At 70.6% G+C, this 16,191-nt stretch carries 14 protein-coding genes; 5 read left to right on the forward strand and 9 right to left on the reverse strand.

All coding sequences use genetic code 11. The features are described from left to right. Positions 1 to 43 precede the first annotated feature (43 nt). The 4 genes from ACWCQ1_RS40940 to ACWCQ1_RS40955 all read left to right on the forward strand — a co-directional run bounded on the left by ACWCQ1_RS40940 (position 44) and on the right by ACWCQ1_RS40955 (position 4,745). On the forward strand, positions 44 to 1,297 hold the full coding sequence (locus ACWCQ1_RS40940) for a citrate synthase (RefSeq protein WP_451028732.1): 1,254 nt from the start codon (positions 44 to 46) through the stop codon (positions 1,295 to 1,297). A gap of 54 nt (positions 1,298 to 1,351) precedes the next feature. Then, the gene (locus ACWCQ1_RS40945) at positions 1,352 to 2,296 is read left to right on the forward strand and encodes a sucrase ferredoxin (protein WP_451028733.1); all 945 of its coding nucleotides are present in this window, start codon (positions 1,352 to 1,354) and stop codon (positions 2,294 to 2,296) included. Between the two features lie 101 nt (positions 2,297 to 2,397). After that, on the forward strand, positions 2,398 to 4,068 hold the full coding sequence (locus ACWCQ1_RS40950) for a sensor histidine kinase (protein ID WP_451028734.1): 1,671 nt from the start codon (positions 2,398 to 2,400) through the stop codon (positions 4,066 to 4,068). Next, positions 4,065 to 4,745, forward strand: a complete 681-nt coding sequence (locus ACWCQ1_RS40955; RefSeq protein ID WP_358604841.1) for a response regulator — start codon at positions 4,065 to 4,067, stop codon at positions 4,743 to 4,745. Before ACWCQ1_RS40950 ends, ACWCQ1_RS40955 begins: the two co-directional genes overlap by 4 nt. Before the next feature lie 55 nt (positions 4,746 to 4,800). Here the strand turns inward: ACWCQ1_RS40955 and ACWCQ1_RS40960 are convergent, their stop codons facing one another. From ACWCQ1_RS40960 to ACWCQ1_RS40970, 3 genes are all read right to left on the reverse strand, one after another. Then, a complete protein-coding gene (locus tag ACWCQ1_RS40960) occupies positions 4,801 to 5,862 on the reverse strand; it encodes an ABC transporter substrate-binding protein (protein WP_358604843.1) in 1,062 nt (353 codons plus the stop codon). A 71-nt stretch (positions 5,863 to 5,933) separates the two neighbouring features. After that, positions 5,934 to 6,791 (reverse strand): ABC transporter permease, encoded by an 858-nt coding sequence (locus ACWCQ1_RS40965; RefSeq protein WP_451028735.1) that lies wholly within the window; start codon positions 6,789 to 6,791, stop codon positions 5,934 to 5,936. After that, positions 6,781 to 7,596, reverse strand: a complete 816-nt coding sequence (locus tag ACWCQ1_RS40970) for an ABC transporter ATP-binding protein (protein WP_133046143.1) — start codon at positions 7,594 to 7,596, stop codon at positions 6,781 to 6,783. The genes ACWCQ1_RS40965 and ACWCQ1_RS40970 overlap by 11 nt, the downstream gene beginning before the upstream one ends. Positions 7,597 to 7,757: 161 nt before the next feature. On the opposite strand from ACWCQ1_RS40970, the gene ACWCQ1_RS40975 reads away from it, so the two are divergent. Beyond that, positions 7,758 to 8,450, forward strand: coding sequence for a response regulator (locus ACWCQ1_RS40975; RefSeq protein ID WP_133046144.1), 693 nt, complete (start codon positions 7,758 to 7,760; stop codon positions 8,448 to 8,450). 45 nt (positions 8,451 to 8,495) lie between these two features. On the opposite strand, the gene ACWCQ1_RS40980 is transcribed toward ACWCQ1_RS40975, so the two are convergent. The 6 genes from ACWCQ1_RS40980 to ACWCQ1_RS41005 all read right to left on the reverse strand — a co-directional run bounded on the left by ACWCQ1_RS40980 (position 8,496) and on the right by ACWCQ1_RS41005 (position 16,002). Further along, positions 8,496 to 10,088 carry a solute symporter family protein gene (locus ACWCQ1_RS40980; RefSeq protein WP_358604847.1) on the reverse strand — a complete coding sequence of 531 codons (1,593 nt, stop codon included), beginning with the start codon at positions 10,086 to 10,088 and terminating at the stop codon, positions 8,496 to 8,498. Beyond that, complete coding sequence (locus ACWCQ1_RS40985; RefSeq protein WP_358604850.1) at positions 10,085 to 10,648, reverse strand: DUF485 domain-containing protein; 564 nt, start codon at positions 10,646 to 10,648, stop codon at positions 10,085 to 10,087. Before ACWCQ1_RS40985 ends, ACWCQ1_RS40980 begins: the two co-directional genes overlap by 4 nt. A 68-nt stretch (positions 10,649 to 10,716) precedes the next feature. Beyond that, the gene (locus tag ACWCQ1_RS40990; RefSeq protein WP_358604853.1) at positions 10,717 to 11,400 is read right to left on the reverse strand and encodes a response regulator transcription factor; all 684 of its coding nucleotides are present in this window, start codon (positions 11,398 to 11,400) and stop codon (positions 10,717 to 10,719) included. Then, positions 11,397 to 12,548: a sensor histidine kinase gene (locus tag ACWCQ1_RS40995; protein WP_133046148.1), complete on the reverse strand. Its 1,152-nt coding sequence runs from the start codon at positions 12,546 to 12,548 to the stop codon at positions 11,397 to 11,399. The genes ACWCQ1_RS40990 and ACWCQ1_RS40995 overlap by 4 nt, the downstream gene beginning before the upstream one ends. Next, positions 12,545 to 13,069 carry a DUF1453 domain-containing protein gene (locus ACWCQ1_RS41000; RefSeq protein ID WP_358604857.1) on the reverse strand — a complete coding sequence of 175 codons (525 nt, stop codon included), beginning with the start codon at positions 13,067 to 13,069 and terminating at the stop codon, positions 12,545 to 12,547. The genes ACWCQ1_RS40995 and ACWCQ1_RS41000 overlap by 4 nt, the downstream gene beginning before the upstream one ends. Positions 13,070 to 13,878: 809 nt before the next feature. Continuing rightward, complete coding sequence (locus ACWCQ1_RS41005) at positions 13,879 to 16,002, reverse strand: DNA topoisomerase IV subunit B (protein ID WP_133046150.1); 2,124 nt, start codon at positions 16,000 to 16,002, stop codon at positions 13,879 to 13,881. Positions 16,003 to 16,191: the final 189 nt, after the last annotated feature.

Here is a 16,191-nt window from a genome sequence, read left to right on the forward strand (position 1 = left end):
AATGCATCAAGCCACACATCGTGAGGCCGATACGGTGACCCCCATGCACGATCAAGAGCCCTCCTCCGGCCACGCCGACCGACGGCTGACGACCAAGGAAGCCGCCGAACTGCTGGGCGTGAAGCCCGAGACGGTCTACGCCTACGTCAGCCGCGGCCAGCTCAGCAGCCGCCGTGTGCCCGGCGGCCGGGGCAGTACCTTCGAGGCGGCGGAGGTGGAGGCACTCGCCCGGCGCAACAGGCGGGACAGCGGCGGGACTCCGGCCTCCGGCGGCGAACTGGCCGTGCGCACCCGCATCACGCTCATCGAGTCGGACCGGTACTACTTCCGGGGCGTGGACGCCACCGAACTGGCCACCCGTCACTCCTACGAAGAGGTCGCCGAGTGGCTGTGGACCGGCACTCTCCGCCCGGGCATCACCTTCACGGCCCCCGAGTCCTCCGTCGCCACGGCCCGCCGCGCCGTCGACGCGCTGCCCGAACACACCAGCCCCACCGACCGGTTGCGGGTGGCGGCGATCGCCGCCGCCGTCGCGGACCCGCTGCGCTTCGACCTCTCCGAGGACGCCGTGCTGGGCACCGCGCGCAGCCTCATCCCCACGCTGGTCGCCGCTCTGCCGGCCCGGCCCGGCCACCGGGACGAGGGCCCGCTGGCCCAACGGCTCTGGGCCCGGCTGACCGGCCGGGACGCCGACGAGGCCTCGCTGCGGGTTCTGGACACCGCCCTCGCCCTGCTCGTGGACCACGACCTCGCCGCCTCGACCCTCGCGGTACGCGTCGCCGCCTCGGCCCGCGCCCACGCCTACGCGGCCGTCTCCGCCGGGCTCGGCGTGCTCGAGGGCCCGTTGCACGGTGCGGCCAGCGGAGTCGCCCACAGGCTGCTGATGGACGTGCTCGACGAGGGTGACGCGGCCGCCGTGATCGCCGACGAGCTGCGCGCCGGCCGCCGTATCCCGGGCCTCGGCCACCGGCTCTACCCGGGCGAGGACCCACGCGCGCGTGTCCTGTTCGGTCTGCTGGAGGACATCCCGCGGGCCGCGCCCGCCCTGGCGGCGGCCCGCGACATCGTGGCCACCACCGCCCGGCACACCCCGCTGCACGCCAACGTCGACCTGGCCCTCGCCGTGTTCACGGCCTCCAGCGGCATGCAGGCGACGGCGGGCGAGACGATCTTCGCGGTGGCCCGTACGGCGGGGTGGATAGCGCACGCCCTGGAGGAGTACGGCGAACGTCCGCTGCGCATGCGCCCGAGCGGGCACTACGTGGGTCCGAAGCCGCCTCAGCCCCTACCGGAGTAGGGCGCGGACCCGCCCGGACGTCACGCCGAGCCGAGTCAGGTTAGGCTCACCTCTGTGAGTACGTGCTCAACCGCGTCCCAGGAGCTCGACGAGCCTCTGGCGGGAACCGCCGCCACCGCGCGGACCTGGCTGCTGCTGGAGCAGTCGGGTCCCTGGGGCGCCAAGGCGCTCACGTCGAGCCATCTGGACCCGGCGGTGGGCCGCGCCCTGGAGGCGGCCACGAAGGGCACGGGCGTACGGATCGCGCTCATCCGCCGCCCCGGCCGCCACGCGGACTGCGGCACTCCCACCGTGCGGCAGGTGTACGCCGCCCACACCGTGCCGGGCCGGGTCTGGCTGCGTTCCGCCACGGTCAGCGAGCCGCGCGACCTGCTGGGCCTCGACTTCGGCGCGCTGGGCCGGGGTGAACACCGCGGCTTCGACTCGGTCCTCGGGGCGCGGCCGCACACGGGCGACCCGCTCGCGCTCGTCTGCACCAACGGCAAGCGCGACCGCTGCTGCGCGCTGCTCGGCCGCCCCCTTGCCGCGGAGCTCGCCTCCTCCGGAGTGGAAGGCGTCTGGGAGGTCACCCATCTGGGTGGACATCGCTTCTCGCCCACGCTGCTCGTCCTGCCGTACGGCTACGCCTACGGCCGCGCCGAGGCCCATGCCGTCAAGGACGCCCTGCACAGCGTCAAGGAGGGACGGATCGTCGTAGCGGGGTGCCGCGGGAACTCGGCGTGGGAACGGCCCGGCCAGGCGGCCGAACTGGCCGTTCGTACAGCTGTCGGCGAGTACGGAGCGGAAGCCTTGAGCGTCGTGGCGACGAACGGCGCCGCCTCGCGCTGGGAGGTGACCGTCGCCCACGCGGACGGACGCCGCTGGCGGGTCGTCGTCGCCCAGGGCGCGTCCGCGCCACCCCGCCCGGAGAGCTGCGGTTCGTCGATCCTGGGTTCACCGGCCCGTATGGACGTCGTCGAGGTGCGCGAGCTCGCCACGGCGACGGCCATCGCGAGTTGACCGGGACGATCAACCCGTCGAACTGCTCCTTCAGTATTGATCAACAGATCCATGCCACACCCCCTACAGCTGCTCCCGCACGTCCACGTACGGTCGGGGGTATGAACCCCACTCCCCCCGCACGTCGCCTGCGTCTCGGCATGCCGAAGCGGGTCTTCTCGCAGGTGCTGCTGATGCAGGTGGCGATCGCAGCGGGGGTCGCGGTGCTGGCGACCGGGCTGTTCCTGGCGCCGCTGAGCAAGCAACTGGACGACGAGGCGATGAACCGCGCCCTGGCCATCGCCCAGACCACGGCGGAGCAGCCGCAGATCGCCAAGGACCTCCAGCACACCGCCCCGACCGCCGACGGGCCGGTCCAGAGGGAGGCGGAGCGGATCCGCAGGGCCACCCACGCCGAGTACATCGTGGTGATGAACCGGCACGGTGTGCGCTGGTCGCACACCAACGTGCGGCAGATCGGCAAGGTCGTCTCGACCAGTCCCAAGGAGGCTCTGGCCGGCAAGCAGGTCAGGGAGATAGACAGCGGCACCCTGGGCCGCTCGGCACGCGGCAAGGTCCCGCTCCGCGACGCCCACGGCAAGATCATCGGCGCGGTCTCGGTGGGCATCAAGTACGACAGCGTCCGCTCGGAGCTCATCAGCGCCGTCCCGGGTCTGCTCGCCTATGCCGGAGGCGCCCTGGCCGTCGGCGCGCTGGCCGCGTGGCTCGTCTCCCGCCGGGTCCAGCGGCAGACCCGCGACCTGGCCTTCTCGGACATCTCGGCGCTGCTCGCCGAGCGCGAGGCCATGCTGCACGGCATCAGGGAGGCCGTGGTCGCCCTCGACCGCACCGGCCGCATCCGCCTGCTCAACGACGAGGCGCACCGCCTGCTCGGCATCGACGACGGAGTCGTCGGCATGTCTCCCGACGAGGCGCTCGGCGAAGGCCGTACGGCGGACATCCTGGCCGGCCGGGTGACGGGCACCGACCTGCTCACCGTCCGCGGCCAGCGCGTCCTGGTCGCCAACCGCATGCCCACCGACGACGGGGGCGCCGTGGCCACGCTGCGCGACCGCACCGAGCTGGAACAGCTGGGCCGGGAACTCGACTCGACCCGTGGGCTGATCGACGCCCTGCGCGCCCAGGACCATGAGCACGCGAACCGTATGCACACCCTGCTGGGACTGCTCGAACTGGAGATGTACGACGACGCGGTGGAGTTCGTCGGTGAGGTGGTCGGCGACCACCGCGCCACCGCCGAGCAGGTCACCGAGAAGATCCACGACCCGCTGCTGGCCGCTCTGTTGGTGGGCAAGGCGACGGTCGCCGCCGAGCGCGGTGTCGCCCTGTGGGTGTCGGACCGCACAAGGTTGCCGGACCGGCTGATCGACCCGCGGGGGCTCGTCACCGTCGTCGGCAACCTGGTGGACAACGCGCTCGACGCGGTGGCGGCCACACCGCACGCGCGCGTGGAGGTCGAGTTGCGCACCGAGGGCCGTACCGCGGTCCTCAGAGTGCGGGACACGGGGCCCGGGATACCGGAGGAACAGCGCGAGGTGGTCTTCACCGAGGGCTGGTCCACCAAGGAGCCGCCCGCGCACGGCAAGCGCGGCATCGGCCTGTCCATGGTGCGCAGGCTCGCCGAGCGCCAGGGAGGGAGCGCGACCGTGCGCGAGGCGAACGGTGGCGGCGCGGAGTTCACCGTGGTCCTGCCGGAGGCGCTCGCCGAGCCGGCACCGGAGCCGGCCCTGAGCACGGCCACGGACACGCCCGTCAAGGAGGAGTCCCGATGATCGAGGTCCTGGTCGTGGACGACGACACCAGGGTCGCGCAGGTCAACGCCGCCTACGTGGAGAAGGTCCCGGGCTTCCACGTCGCGGGCGAGGCGCACAGCGCGGCGGAGGCCCTGCGCCGGCTGGAGGAACTGCCCCGGCTGGACCTCGTCCTCCTGGACCACTATCTGCCGGACGACACCGGCCTCGCGGTCGTCCGGGAGATGCGCAGGCGCGGCCACCAGACGGACGTGATCATGGTGACGGCCGCCCGGGACGTGACGACGGTTCAGGCCGCCATGCGGCACGGAGCGCTGCAGTACCTGGTGAAGCCGTTCGCCTTCGCGGGCCTGCGCGCCAAGCTGGAGGCGTACGCAGAACTGCGCCGCAGGCTGGACGGTGGCGGCGAGGCAGAACAGGCCGAGGTGGACCGTATCTTCGGCGCCCTGTCCGCGCCGTCGGAACCGGGGCTGCCCAAGGGCCACTCCCCCACCACCGCCGAACTGGTGCGGCGCTCCCTGATGAACGCCGAGGGCCCGCTGTCCGCCCAGGAGATCGCCGACCGGACCGGGGTGAGCCGCCAGACCGCCCAGCGCTATCTGAAGCTCCTGGAACGCACCGGACGGGCCCGTCTCACGCTGAAGTACGGCGACGCGGGCCGCCCTGAACACCGTTACGTGTGGGCGGCCCGCGCCTGAGGGTACGGCCGGGTGGGGGCGGGGGAAGGGACCGTACCCCCACCTACATACGGATTCAGCCCGCGGCCTTCTCCACGAACTCGGTAGTGAACGTCTTACTCAGGTCCACCGAGGCGTTCTTGATGTTGGGGTTGAACGCCTTGAGCACCTTCTCGACCGTCTCGGGGCCGTTGGTGGGCATGACGCCGTCGTCGGTGAACATGGGCAGCGTGCTCTTGATGGCCTCGGTGTAGAGCGCCTTGTTGCCCTGCGAGTAGTCGGCGGGCATCTTGGCGGCGATCTCGGAAGCGCTGTGCGTGGACATCCACTTGAGCGTCTTGACGAGTGCATTGACCAACTTCTGCACTGTCTCCTTGTGACCGTTGACCCAGTCCGTCTGCATGTACAGACTTGACGACGGGTACGGGCCGCCGAGCGCCTTCTGGGACCCCTCCGGCGTCCGCATGTCCAGCAGGACCTTGCCCGCCTTCTTGTCCAGGATCGTCGCCACCGTCGGGTCGGTCGTCATACCGCCGTCGATGGCCCCCTTCTGCAGCGCCGCGATGAAGGTCGGTCCCGCGCCGACGGCGACCGGGGTGAACTCGCTGACCTTCACGCCGTTCTTGACGGCGAGGTACTTGGTGAGGAAGTCGGTCGAGGAGCCGAGGCCGGTGACACCGAGCTTCTTGCCCTTGAAGTCCTTGGGGGACGTGATGTCGCCGGACGCCTTCTGGGAGACGATCTCGACCTCGCCGGGCGCGTGCGAGAACTGCACCACGGACTCCACGGACTTGCCCTTCGTCTGCAGGTCCAGCGTGTGGTCGTAGAAGCCGACGGCCCCCTGGACCTGCCCGGAGACCAGCGCGGTCTCGGCCTGGACGCCGGCCGGCTCGCTGAGCAGCTCCACGTCGAGGCCCTCGGCGTCGAAGTAGCCGAGCCGCTGGGTGAGCATCGCCGGCAGGTAGATGACCTTGTCCAGACCACCGACCATGATCTTGACCTTCGTACCCTTGCCGTCGCCCTTGCCGCCGGCGCCGGTGGAGGTGGTGGAGGCGGCGTCGTTGGCGCAGGCGGTGAGGGAGGAGAGGGCGAGCAGGCCGGCGGCGGCCAGGGTGGTGTATCTGGCGGACTTGCGCATGGCGGTTCACGTCCTTGGGAGAGGGCGGTGCGGGAGAAGAGGAAACGGCGGGCCCAAGGGGGCTGCCGGGGCTAGGAGTTCGCCGGTTTCCAGCGGAAGACGCGGCGTTCCACGAAGGTGAGCAGCCCTTCGGCCGCCAGCGCCACGACGGCGAGGATGACCATGGCGGCGTAGACACCGGCTGCGTTGAAGGTGTTCTGGGACTGCGCGACGAGCAGGCCGATGCCCTTGGTCGCGCCGATGTACTCGCCCACGATGGCGCCGATCAGCGCGAAGCCGAAGCTGACGTGGAGGCTGGTGAAGATCCAGGCGGTGGCCGACGGGATGACCACCTGAAGGGTCACCCGGCGGTCGCTCGCCCCCAGGATGCGGGCGTTGGCGACCAGATTCCGGTCGACCTCGCGAGCGCCCTGGAAGGCGTTGAAGAAGACCGGGAAGAAGACGAGGACCACGGCCGAGGCGACCTTGGAGGCGGGGCCGAGGCCGAACCAGATCAGGAAGATCGGGGCGAGGATGATCCTCGGCATCGAGTTGAGCACCTTGATGTATGGACCAAGGACATCGGCGAGGAAGCGGATCCGCCCGAGGGCGATGCCGAGCACGACACCGGCGATCACGCCGAGCACCCAGCCGAGCAGCGCCTCGTAGAGCGTGTACCAGATCTGCTCGCCCAGGGAGCCGAGCGCGGTCCCGTGGGTCACCCAGGTCCAGATCTGGTCCCAGATCTTCGACGGCATCGAGAAGTTGAACGGATCGATGACCTTGGCGCGGGAGAACACCTCCCACAGGCCGAGGAAGGCGACCAGCAGCAGGACGCGGGTGGCCGTGACGACGATCCTGCGTCTACGGGCGGCACGCGCGCGTGAGTGGGCGCGGTCCGGGGGCTTGACCGTGTCGACGACCGGCGTGCTGAGAACCTCAGGCGACATGGGCGGCACCCCTCTCACGGGTGATGCGGACCTCTTCGCCGAGGGACTCCCAGATCTCGCGGTAGATCTCGATGAACCGCGGCTCCAGGCGCACCGACTCGACCTTGCGCGGCCGCGGCAGGTCGATGTCGAAGACTTGCTTGACGGTGGCGGGCCCCGCGGTCATGACGACGACCTTGTCGGCCAGGGCGATGGACTCCTCGAGGTCATGGGTGACGAAGACGACGGAGGCGCCCGTGCCCTCCCACAGCTCCAGCAGCTCGTCCGACATCAGTGCCCGGGTCTGCACGTCGAGCGCCGAGAACGGCTCGTCCATCAGCAGGATCTCGGGGTCGTTGACGAAGGTCGCGGCGAGCGCGACACGCTTGCGCTGGCCGCCGGAGAGCTGGTGCGGATAGCGGTCCTCGAAGGCGGCGAGCCCGACGCGGGCCAGCCATTCGCGCGCCTTCTGCTTGGCCTCCGCCTTGGGCACACCGCGGAAGCGCGGGCCGGCCATGACGTTGGACAGAACGGTGCGCCAGGGGAAGGTGGCGTCCTGCTGGAAGACGAATCCGACCTTGTCGCCGACGCCCCGCACCGGCTCCCCGGCGACCAGGACGTCGCCCTCGGTGGGCTCCTCCAGCCCGCTCACCAGGGTCAGGGTGGTCGATTTGCCACAGCCCGTGGGACCGACGACCGCCACGAACTCCCCACGCCCCACCGTGAGGTCGAGTTCCCTGACGGCCGTGTGCAGACCCCCCGACGGGGTCCTGAAGATCTTGCTCGCGCCCCGCAGCTGGATGGCGGGGCTGGTGTCTGCGCTCATGGCCGGGGACGGTAGATGTGGTCCCGGCCACAGCAGGAGCCTTCTGGGCGCATGCCGTTCTTTTGCTTGCAACAGCCTGTTGTGCTCATTTTGCGCGCGCTACAACTGCGGAGCCGAAACACGGGTGTAACGCCCGCCTGGCCTTGACAGAAAGAGGCCCGATGATAGACGTCCTGGTCGTGGACGACGATTTCCGCGTCGCCGAGATCAACGCCAAGTACGTGGGAAAGGTTCCCGGCTTCCGGGTGACCGCCCGCGCGCACAACGCCGCCCAGGCCCTGGCCGCCGTGCAGCGCGGAGGCGTCGATCTGGTTCTGCTCGACCACTACCTGCCCGACCAGACGGGCCTCGAACTCGTGCACCGCATGCGGGAACAGGGTCAGGGCACCGACGTCATCATGATCACGGCGGCCGGAGACGTGGCGACCGTGCAGGCCGCGATGCGCCTCGGCGCGCTGCACTACCTGGTGAAACCGTTCACCTTCGCCGCCCTGCGCACCCGCCTCGACTCCTACGCCGCCCTGCGCCGCACGGTCGACCGGGTGGGCGGTCGCGGGGTCGCCGGGCAGGAGCAGGTCGACCGGATCTTCGGCGCCCTGCGCACCACACCGGCGCCGTCCTCGCCGGGCCTGCCCAGCGGTCACTCGGAACCGACCACCGACCTCATCTGCCGTGTCCTGCACCACGCCGAGCACCCGCTCTCCGCCCACGAGGTGGCCGCCGAGACCGGCCTGAGCCGCTCCACCGCCCAGCGCTACCTCCGCCACCTCGAACAGGCCGGCCGCCTGCGCCTCTCCCTCAAGTACGGCGACACGGGCCGCCCGGAGCACCTGTACGCCTGGGTGGCGCCGTAGGCCTCCCTCGCACGCGGATGTCGTACGACGACGGGGCGCCCCTCCCTATACGGCCCCCGCTCCCGTCAGCGACCGCACCTCGGTCTCCGCGTGTTTGGCCTCGTCCGGCACCTCGGCCGAGGTGACCGTGCCGAGCCAGCCGGCGAGGAAGCCCAACGGGATCGAGACGATGCCTGGGTTCTGCAGCGGGAAGTACTGGAAGTCGACGCCGGGGAACAGCGATTCGGGGCTGCCCGACACCACCGGCGACAGCACCACGAGCACCAGTGCGGGCACGAGCCCGCCGTACACGGACCACACCGCGCCCCGGGTCGTGAAGCCGCGCCAGAACAGTGAATAGAGCAGCACGGGGAGGTTGGCGGAGGCGGCGACCGCGAAGGCGAGGCCCACCAAAAAGGCGACGTTGAGGTCACGCGCCAGCAGCCCGAGGGCGATGGCCACCACGCCGATGCCGACGGAGGCGACGCGCGCGACGGTCACCTCACTGCGCGGTTTGGCATGGCGGCGGCGCATGGACGCGTACAGGTCGTGCGCCACGGAGGCCGAGGAGGCGAGAGTGATCCCGGCCACCACGGCGAGGATGGTGGCGAAGGCGACGGCGGCGACCACGGCGAACAGAACCGTTCCACCCGTGGAGTCGGCTCCGCCTCCCAGGTCGAGCGCCAGCAACGGAACCGCCGTGTTCCCCGCCACGTTCGACCCGCGCACCGCCTCCGGCCCGACGATCGCGGCCGCCGCGAAGCCGAGGACGATCGTCATCAGGTAGAACCCGCCGATGAGCCCGATCGACCAGAGCACCGAACGCCGGGCCGCCCTGGCGGTGGGCACGGTGTAGAAGCGGGACAGGATGTGCGGCAGCCCCGCCGTGCCCAGCACCAGCGCCAGGCCCAGGCTGATGAAGTCGAGCCGGGCCGTCCAGTCCCCGCCGTACTTCAGCCCCGGTGCCAGGAAGCCGTCGCCGTGGCCACTGTGCTCGGCCGCCGTCAGCAGCAGGCGGTCGAAGTCGCCGTGGAACCGCAGCAGGACGAGCACGGTGAGCGCGACCGTACCGCTCAGCAGCAGGACCGCCTTGACGATCTGGATCCAGGTGGTGGCCCGCATCCCTCCCAACGACACATAGATCACCATGAGCGCGCCGACACCGATGACGGTCCAGGCCCGCGCCGCCGCACTCGTCCCCCCGAGCAGCAGCGCGACCAGGCTTCCCGCGCCCACCATCTGCGCAACCAGATACAGAACGGACACGGTGACCGAGGAAGTTCCCGCCGCGATGCGCACCGGCCGCTCGCTCATCCGCGCCACCACCACGTCGGCGAGCGTGAACCGCCCGCAGTTGCGCACCAGTTCGGCGACGAGGAACAGCACCAGCAGCCAGGCCACGAAGAAGCCGACCACGTACAGCATCCCGTCGTAGCCGTACAGCGCGATCAGCCCCGTGACGCCCAGGAAGGAGGCGGCCGACACATAGTCCCCGGCGATGGCAAAACCATTTTCCAGCGGGGAGAAGAGACGTCCGCCGGCGTAGAACTCCTCAGCCGAACCCCGCCTGTTGCGACTCACCCAGGTCGTGATCGCCAGCGTGACCGCGACGAACCCGCTGAACAGCAACAACGCCAGCGTCTGATGGTGCCCGGTCATGAGGCACCTCCCCGGGCCGAACGGGTCAGCTCCTGCGTGTCCCACCGCAGTTCGAGCGCCGCCCGGTCCCTGCGCAGCCGGGCGTGCCGGGCGTAGGCCCAGGCGAGCACGAAGGTGGTCAGGAACTGCCCCAGCCCCGCGATCATCGCCACGTTCACCGCTCCGGCCACCGGCCGCGCCATCAGTCCGGGAGCGGTCGTGGCCGTCACGACGTACCCCACGTACCAGGCGAGGAAGAGGAGAACTCCCGGCACCACGAACCGCCGGTAGCGGCTGCGCACTTCCTGGAACGCCGCGCTGCGTTGCACTTCGAGGTAGATGTCGCCCGCCGCCGGCACCCCCTCCTCCTTCGCGACCCGGCCGCCCGGTCCGCCGCCGGTCGCGGGCGCCCCGACGCCGTCCGTCTCGCCCCAGCCGGACGCCAGCGCGTCGTACCACGGGTCGTCGTACCGCATGCCTCCGGGCGCCTCGGCCGGTCGCGGGACATTCCTCTCACGGTGCTCGGTCGAACGGTGCGCACCACCCCCGCTTCCGCGAGGACGACTGTTGCTTGACTGCATGCTCAAGGATGGACAGAACGGGAACATCCTGACTTCTCTTCCCGGCGCTCTTCACCCCATCAGGTGACTCATCCCGCCGGTGGGCGGGCGATCCCCTTCTCGTAGGCGTAACGCACCGCCTGGGCACGGTCTTTGAGGCCGGTCTTGGTGAAGATGTTGTTGATGTGGGTCTTCACGGTCGCCGTCGACACATGCAGCTTGCGGCCGATCTCCGTGTTGCTGAGCCCTTCGGAGATCAGTTCCAGCACCTCGATCTCCCGGGCGGTGAGCCCGTCTGGCGGCTCGGCCGGTTCCGTCGGCCGTGGCGCGGGCTCCGACAGCCGCTCCAGCAGCCGCCGCTGGATGCTCGGCGACAGTCCCGCGTCCCCGGACAGCACGCTGTGCACGGCCCGTACGATCTCGTCCCCTCCCGCGTCCTTGGTGAGATATCCCCTCGCCCCTGCCCGCAGCGCCGGGAACAGCGACTCGTCGTCAGCGAAGGTGGTCAGCACCACGACCTGGGTCCCGGGGTACTCGGCGCGGATACGCCGGGTCGCCTCCACACCGTCGCAGCGGGGCATGCGCAGGTCCATCAGCACGACGTCCGGGGCGAGTTCGGCGACGAGTTGCACCGCCTCCTCACCGTCCCCCGCGGCGCCGACGACCTCGACTCCGGGCAGCAGTCCGAGCAGCATTACGATGCCCTCACGGACGACGGTCTGGTCGTCCGCGACCACCACGCGCGCGGGCGGCTTGCCCTCCCCTTCCGTCATACGGGCACCCTCAGCGTCACCACGAACCCCTCCTCGTCCGGCCCCGCGTCCAGCGAACCGCCCAGCAGTTCGGCACGCTCGCGCATGCCCAGCAGACCGTACCCGGCGCCCGCCCCGGCCAGATCTCCCGGCGGTCCGCCCGAGTCCCGTACGTCCAGCGTCACTTGGTGGTCCGCGTAGTCCAGCCACACCCTCACCTTGGCGCCCGGCGCGTGCTTGCGGACGTTCGTCAGGGCCTCCTGGGCGACCCGCCGCACCGCCTGCGAGGCCTCCGCGGGCAGCGGCTTTCGATCACCCGTAACGGTGACCTCAGCACCGGCCGTCGTGCCCACGAGCTGCGTCAGGAAGTCCTCCAGCGGGGTCAACTCGCCCCGCAGCGCGGACAGTGCCTGCCGTGTCTCGTCGAGACCGTCGCGCGCCATGCCCCGCGCCGCCACCACCCGTTCCAGTATCTGCTCCCGGTCGGCACCCCGCTCGATCAGCAGCCGGGCCGCCTCCAGGTGCACGAGCTGCGCCGAGAGGCTGTGGGCCAGTACGTCGTGGATCTCACGGGCGATCCTGGCCCGCTCGGCGAGCGCCGCCGACTCCGCCTCGGCGGCCCGTGCGGCTCGCTCCTGGGCCAGGAGTCGCTGGGCGCTGCCTCGGGCCTCCGCGTCGAGCCTCAACACGTAGCCGGCGAGGGCCAGTCCCGCCGCCGTGGCCGCCGTGGTCAGCCACACGTCGTTGTTGACGGCGGCGTACGACGCGAGGGCCACGGACGTGGCCGGCAGGGCGACCGCCAGCGGCAGCCGTTCCAGCGCGCTGACCGCGCAGCCGCACCAGAGGACGAGGGCCGGCCCCCGGAACCCCAGGGCCTCGGCCCCGACGGCCAGTCCCATGAGCAGGAGCAGGATGCCCAGGGAGGGCCACAGCCGGTGCTGGAACGTGGTCCGGTACAAGGCCCAGGCCAGTCCGCCGGCCACGACCACTCCGACCCCGCCGACGACCGTCACCCACCCGTGGACACGGTTGCTGTCGAAGGCTCCCCACAACAGGATTCCCAGGGCGAACACCCTCACGACCCAGGCGATCAGGCGCCGGGGCCGCGAGGTGCCTTGCCGCCCGAGCGCCTCCCGCGACGGCCAGCGCATCCAGGCGTTCTGCGTCACACGCGCTCCTTCCGCGCGGGGCGGACCATGGGGTCACCGTACGCCGTGGCCGCGGAGACGGCGGGCGTGACGGACTGGGCCCGCCAGACGAGGATCCCGCCGCGGACGAGCAGGGTTGCCGCGAGAGCGACGAGCAGGGCGGAGCTGTCCTGATGGACGCCGAGCACGGAGCCCAGCGCGAAGAGGCCGACGCGCAGGGCGATGCCGATGATCCACACGGTCACGCTCGCCCTGGTGCTCTTGCTCCACACCGCGCCGTCCGGCTCCGCCCAGACGCGGGTGGTCCAGGCCCAGCCCGCTCCCGTGGCGAGGCCTATGAGCAGCTCGACGCCGAGCAGGGCGATCGACTCCGTGCGGTGGTGGGCGTCCACGATGCCGGGTTCGCGCAGCGCTACGACGGCGAGGATCACGGGGACGAGCCACCAGCGCCGCCCCGTGCCTATCCGCTGTGCGCGGAACTGGCGGACGATCACCAGGACGACCACGGCCGCGATCATCAGCGCGTCGACGAACCCGGACATCTGAGCCTCCATGGCGAGGAAGGGAGTCACGACAGCGAGCGCTGCCGAGGCCTTCGACACTACGGAAACCCGCAGGTCACCAGATCGGACCGTGGGTGGACCCCGGGTGGATCCGTGAACCGCCCCGGCGTCCACCCACGGGTGGAGAACCGAGACGTGATTTCCTGACCGGCTGGATGGCCCGAGATGCTGACCGGAAAGCGGGGAACCGGCGGGGTTGGATGGGAGGCAGGCAACCGGCGGGGTGGCTCGGAGGTGAGGAACGGGCTCGGTTGGCCCGCCGGCCGGCGGCAGGCGGGGAACCAGCGCGGTTGGCCGGAAGGCGGGACGGTCTGACCGGGATTCCCGGAGGCCGGATGGCCCGACTCAAATCTGCAGAGCCAGACGGCCCGACTCAGACCTGCAGAACTGTCCGCCCCACTTCACCCCGGCCACGGCTGCCGCAGCGACCCACCGGAACCCGACGCGCCCACGCATCCGCCGCACCGGGCCCTCAACCAGCCCCTCCCGCAGCCCGGCCGGACCAGACGTCGGACTCGCCCCGCCGGTCCGCATCTCCCTGCCCTGCCCCGGTCCGGGCAGACCCGCATGAGTCCTCGGCTCACCCCGGCCTGGCCGGCCCTCCCATCACCACTGGCCCGACCCCGGCCAGCCAGACCGGCATCGCACCTCGTGCCCCCCGACCTGGTGGCCCCCATCGCCCTAACCCGACCTTGCGATCCCTCCATCACCCTCGCCCCACCCGGACCTGCCGATTGCCGATCCCCCCATCGCCCCTGGCCCAATCCGGCCCAAGCCGAGCGCAGCGGCTACGCGTCGATGCGGGAGCGGTCCAGCGTCGCCGCCGAGCTGGAGATGAACTCTTTGCGCGGTGCCACGTCGTTGCCCATCAGCAGATCGAAGACCTGCTCGGCCGAGTCCAGGTCGGAGAGGTTGATCCGGCGCAGGGTGCGGTGGCGCGGGTCCATCGTCGTCTCGGCCAGCTGGTCGGCGTCCATCTCACCGAGACCCTTGTAGCGCTGGATGGAGTCCTTGTACCGGATGCCCTTGCTCTGAAGCTCGAGGAGCTTGTCGCGCAGCTCACGGTCGGAGTACGTGTAGACGTACTTGTCCTGCCCCTTCTTCGGCTGCACGATCTCGATCCGGTGCAGCGGTGGCACCGCGGCGAAGACCCGCCCCGCCTCGACCATCGGCCGCATATAGCGGTGGAAGAGGGTCAGCAGCAGGGTCCGGATGTGCGAACCGTCGACGTCGGCGTCGGTCATCATGATGATCTTGCCGTAGCGGGCCGCGTCGATGTCGAAGGTCCGTCCGGAACCCGCTCCTATGACCTGGATGATCGCGCCGCACTCGGCGTTCTTCAGCATGTCGGTCACGGAGGACTTCTGGACGTTGAGGATCTTGCCGCGGATCGGCAGCAGCGCCTGGAACTCGGAGTTCCGGGCGAGCTTGGCGGTACCGAGCGCGGAGTCGCCCTCGACGATGAACAGTTCGCTGCGGTCCACGTCGTCGCTGCGGCAGTCCGCGAGCTTCGCGGGCAGCGAGGAGGATTCCAGGGCCGTCTTGCGGCGCTGCGCGTCCTTGTGCTGGCGGGCCGCGATGCGCGTACGCGCGGCGGCGACGACCTTCTCCATCACGACCCGCGCCTGCGCGGCCGCGTCCCGCTTGGTGGAGGTCAGGAAGGCCTTGAGCTCCCGGGTGATCACGGTGTTCACGATGCGGCGGGCCGCCGAGGTGCCGAGGACCTCCTTGGTCTGGCCCTCGAACTGGGGCTCGGCCAGCCGGACGGTGACGACTGCGGTGAGCCCTTCCAGGGCGTCGTCCTTGACGATGTCGTCCTCGGCGACACGCAGCAGCTTCTTGGCGCGCAGGACCTCGTTGAGCGTGCTGCTGACGGCCGTCTCGAAGCCGGCGACGTGGGTGCCGCCCTTGGGGGTGGCGATGATGTTCACGAACGACTTCAGGGTCGTGTCGTATCCCGTGCCCCACCGCATGGCCACGTCGACGTCGAGTTCACGGGTGACCTGGGTCGGGGTCATCTGACCGTGCTCGTCGAGGACCGGCACGGTCTCCTTGAAGGTGCCCTGGCCGGAGAAGCGGAGGACGTCGCAGACCGGCTTGTCGGTGGCAAGGTACTCGCAGAACTCGCTGATGCCGCCGTCGAAGCGGAAGGACTCCTCGCCCTTGCTGCCGCCCTCGCCGAGGCCGAACTGGTCCCGGACGACGATGGTCAGGCCGGGCACCAGGAAGGCGGTCTGGCGGGCACGCTGGTGGAGGTTCTCCAGGGAGAGCTTGGCGTCCTTGAGGAAGATCTGGCGGTCGGCCCAGTAACGCACGCGCGTGCCGCTGCGGGTCTTGGGGATCCTCTTGGCCTTGCGCAGGCCACTGGCGGCCTCGAACTTGGCGTCCGGACCGGCCCCGGCGAAGGCGCCGGGCACGCCGCGGCGGAAGCTGATCGCATGCGTGTGGCCGCCGCGGTCGACCTCGACGTCCAGGCGCGCCGAGAGGGCGTTCACCACGGAGGCACCGACGCCGTGCAGACCACCGGACGCCGCGTAGGAGCCGCCGCCGAACTTGCCGCCGGCGTGCAGCTTGGTCATGACGACCTCGACACCGGAGAGGCCGGTCTTGGGCTCGACGTCGACCGGGATGCCCCGGCCGTTGTCCCGGACCTCCACCGAGGCGTCCTCGTGAAGGATCACCTCGATGTGGTCGCAGTAGCCTCCGAGGGCCTCGTCCACGGAGTTGTCGATGATCTCCCACAGACAGTGCATCAAGCCGCGGCTGTCGGTGGACCCGATATACATGCCCGGGCGCTTGCGTACGGCCTCGAGCCCCTCGAGGACGAGCAGGTGCCGCGCGGTGTAGTTGGAACCGTCCCGCTCTGCTCCTGCCAGCAGAGCTGTGGACGACACGGACGTTTCGGCGGTCACGCGGTTCGCTCCTCGCTGAATTTCAGGTGAGGCCCTTCTGGGTAAGGGCGCGGCCTCTGTTGCCGTGAAGAGGGTACCGAGGCCTGGTAGAGCCGTTGTAGCGCCACCCTTCGTCGAAACACAGGGTAGTCCACGGTCGCATGCGTGTTCGATCCCTCGTTGGAGTGAAGCACATATCACGTTCCCTTC

The organism is Streptomyces sp. NPDC002144, assembly GCF_053593695.1.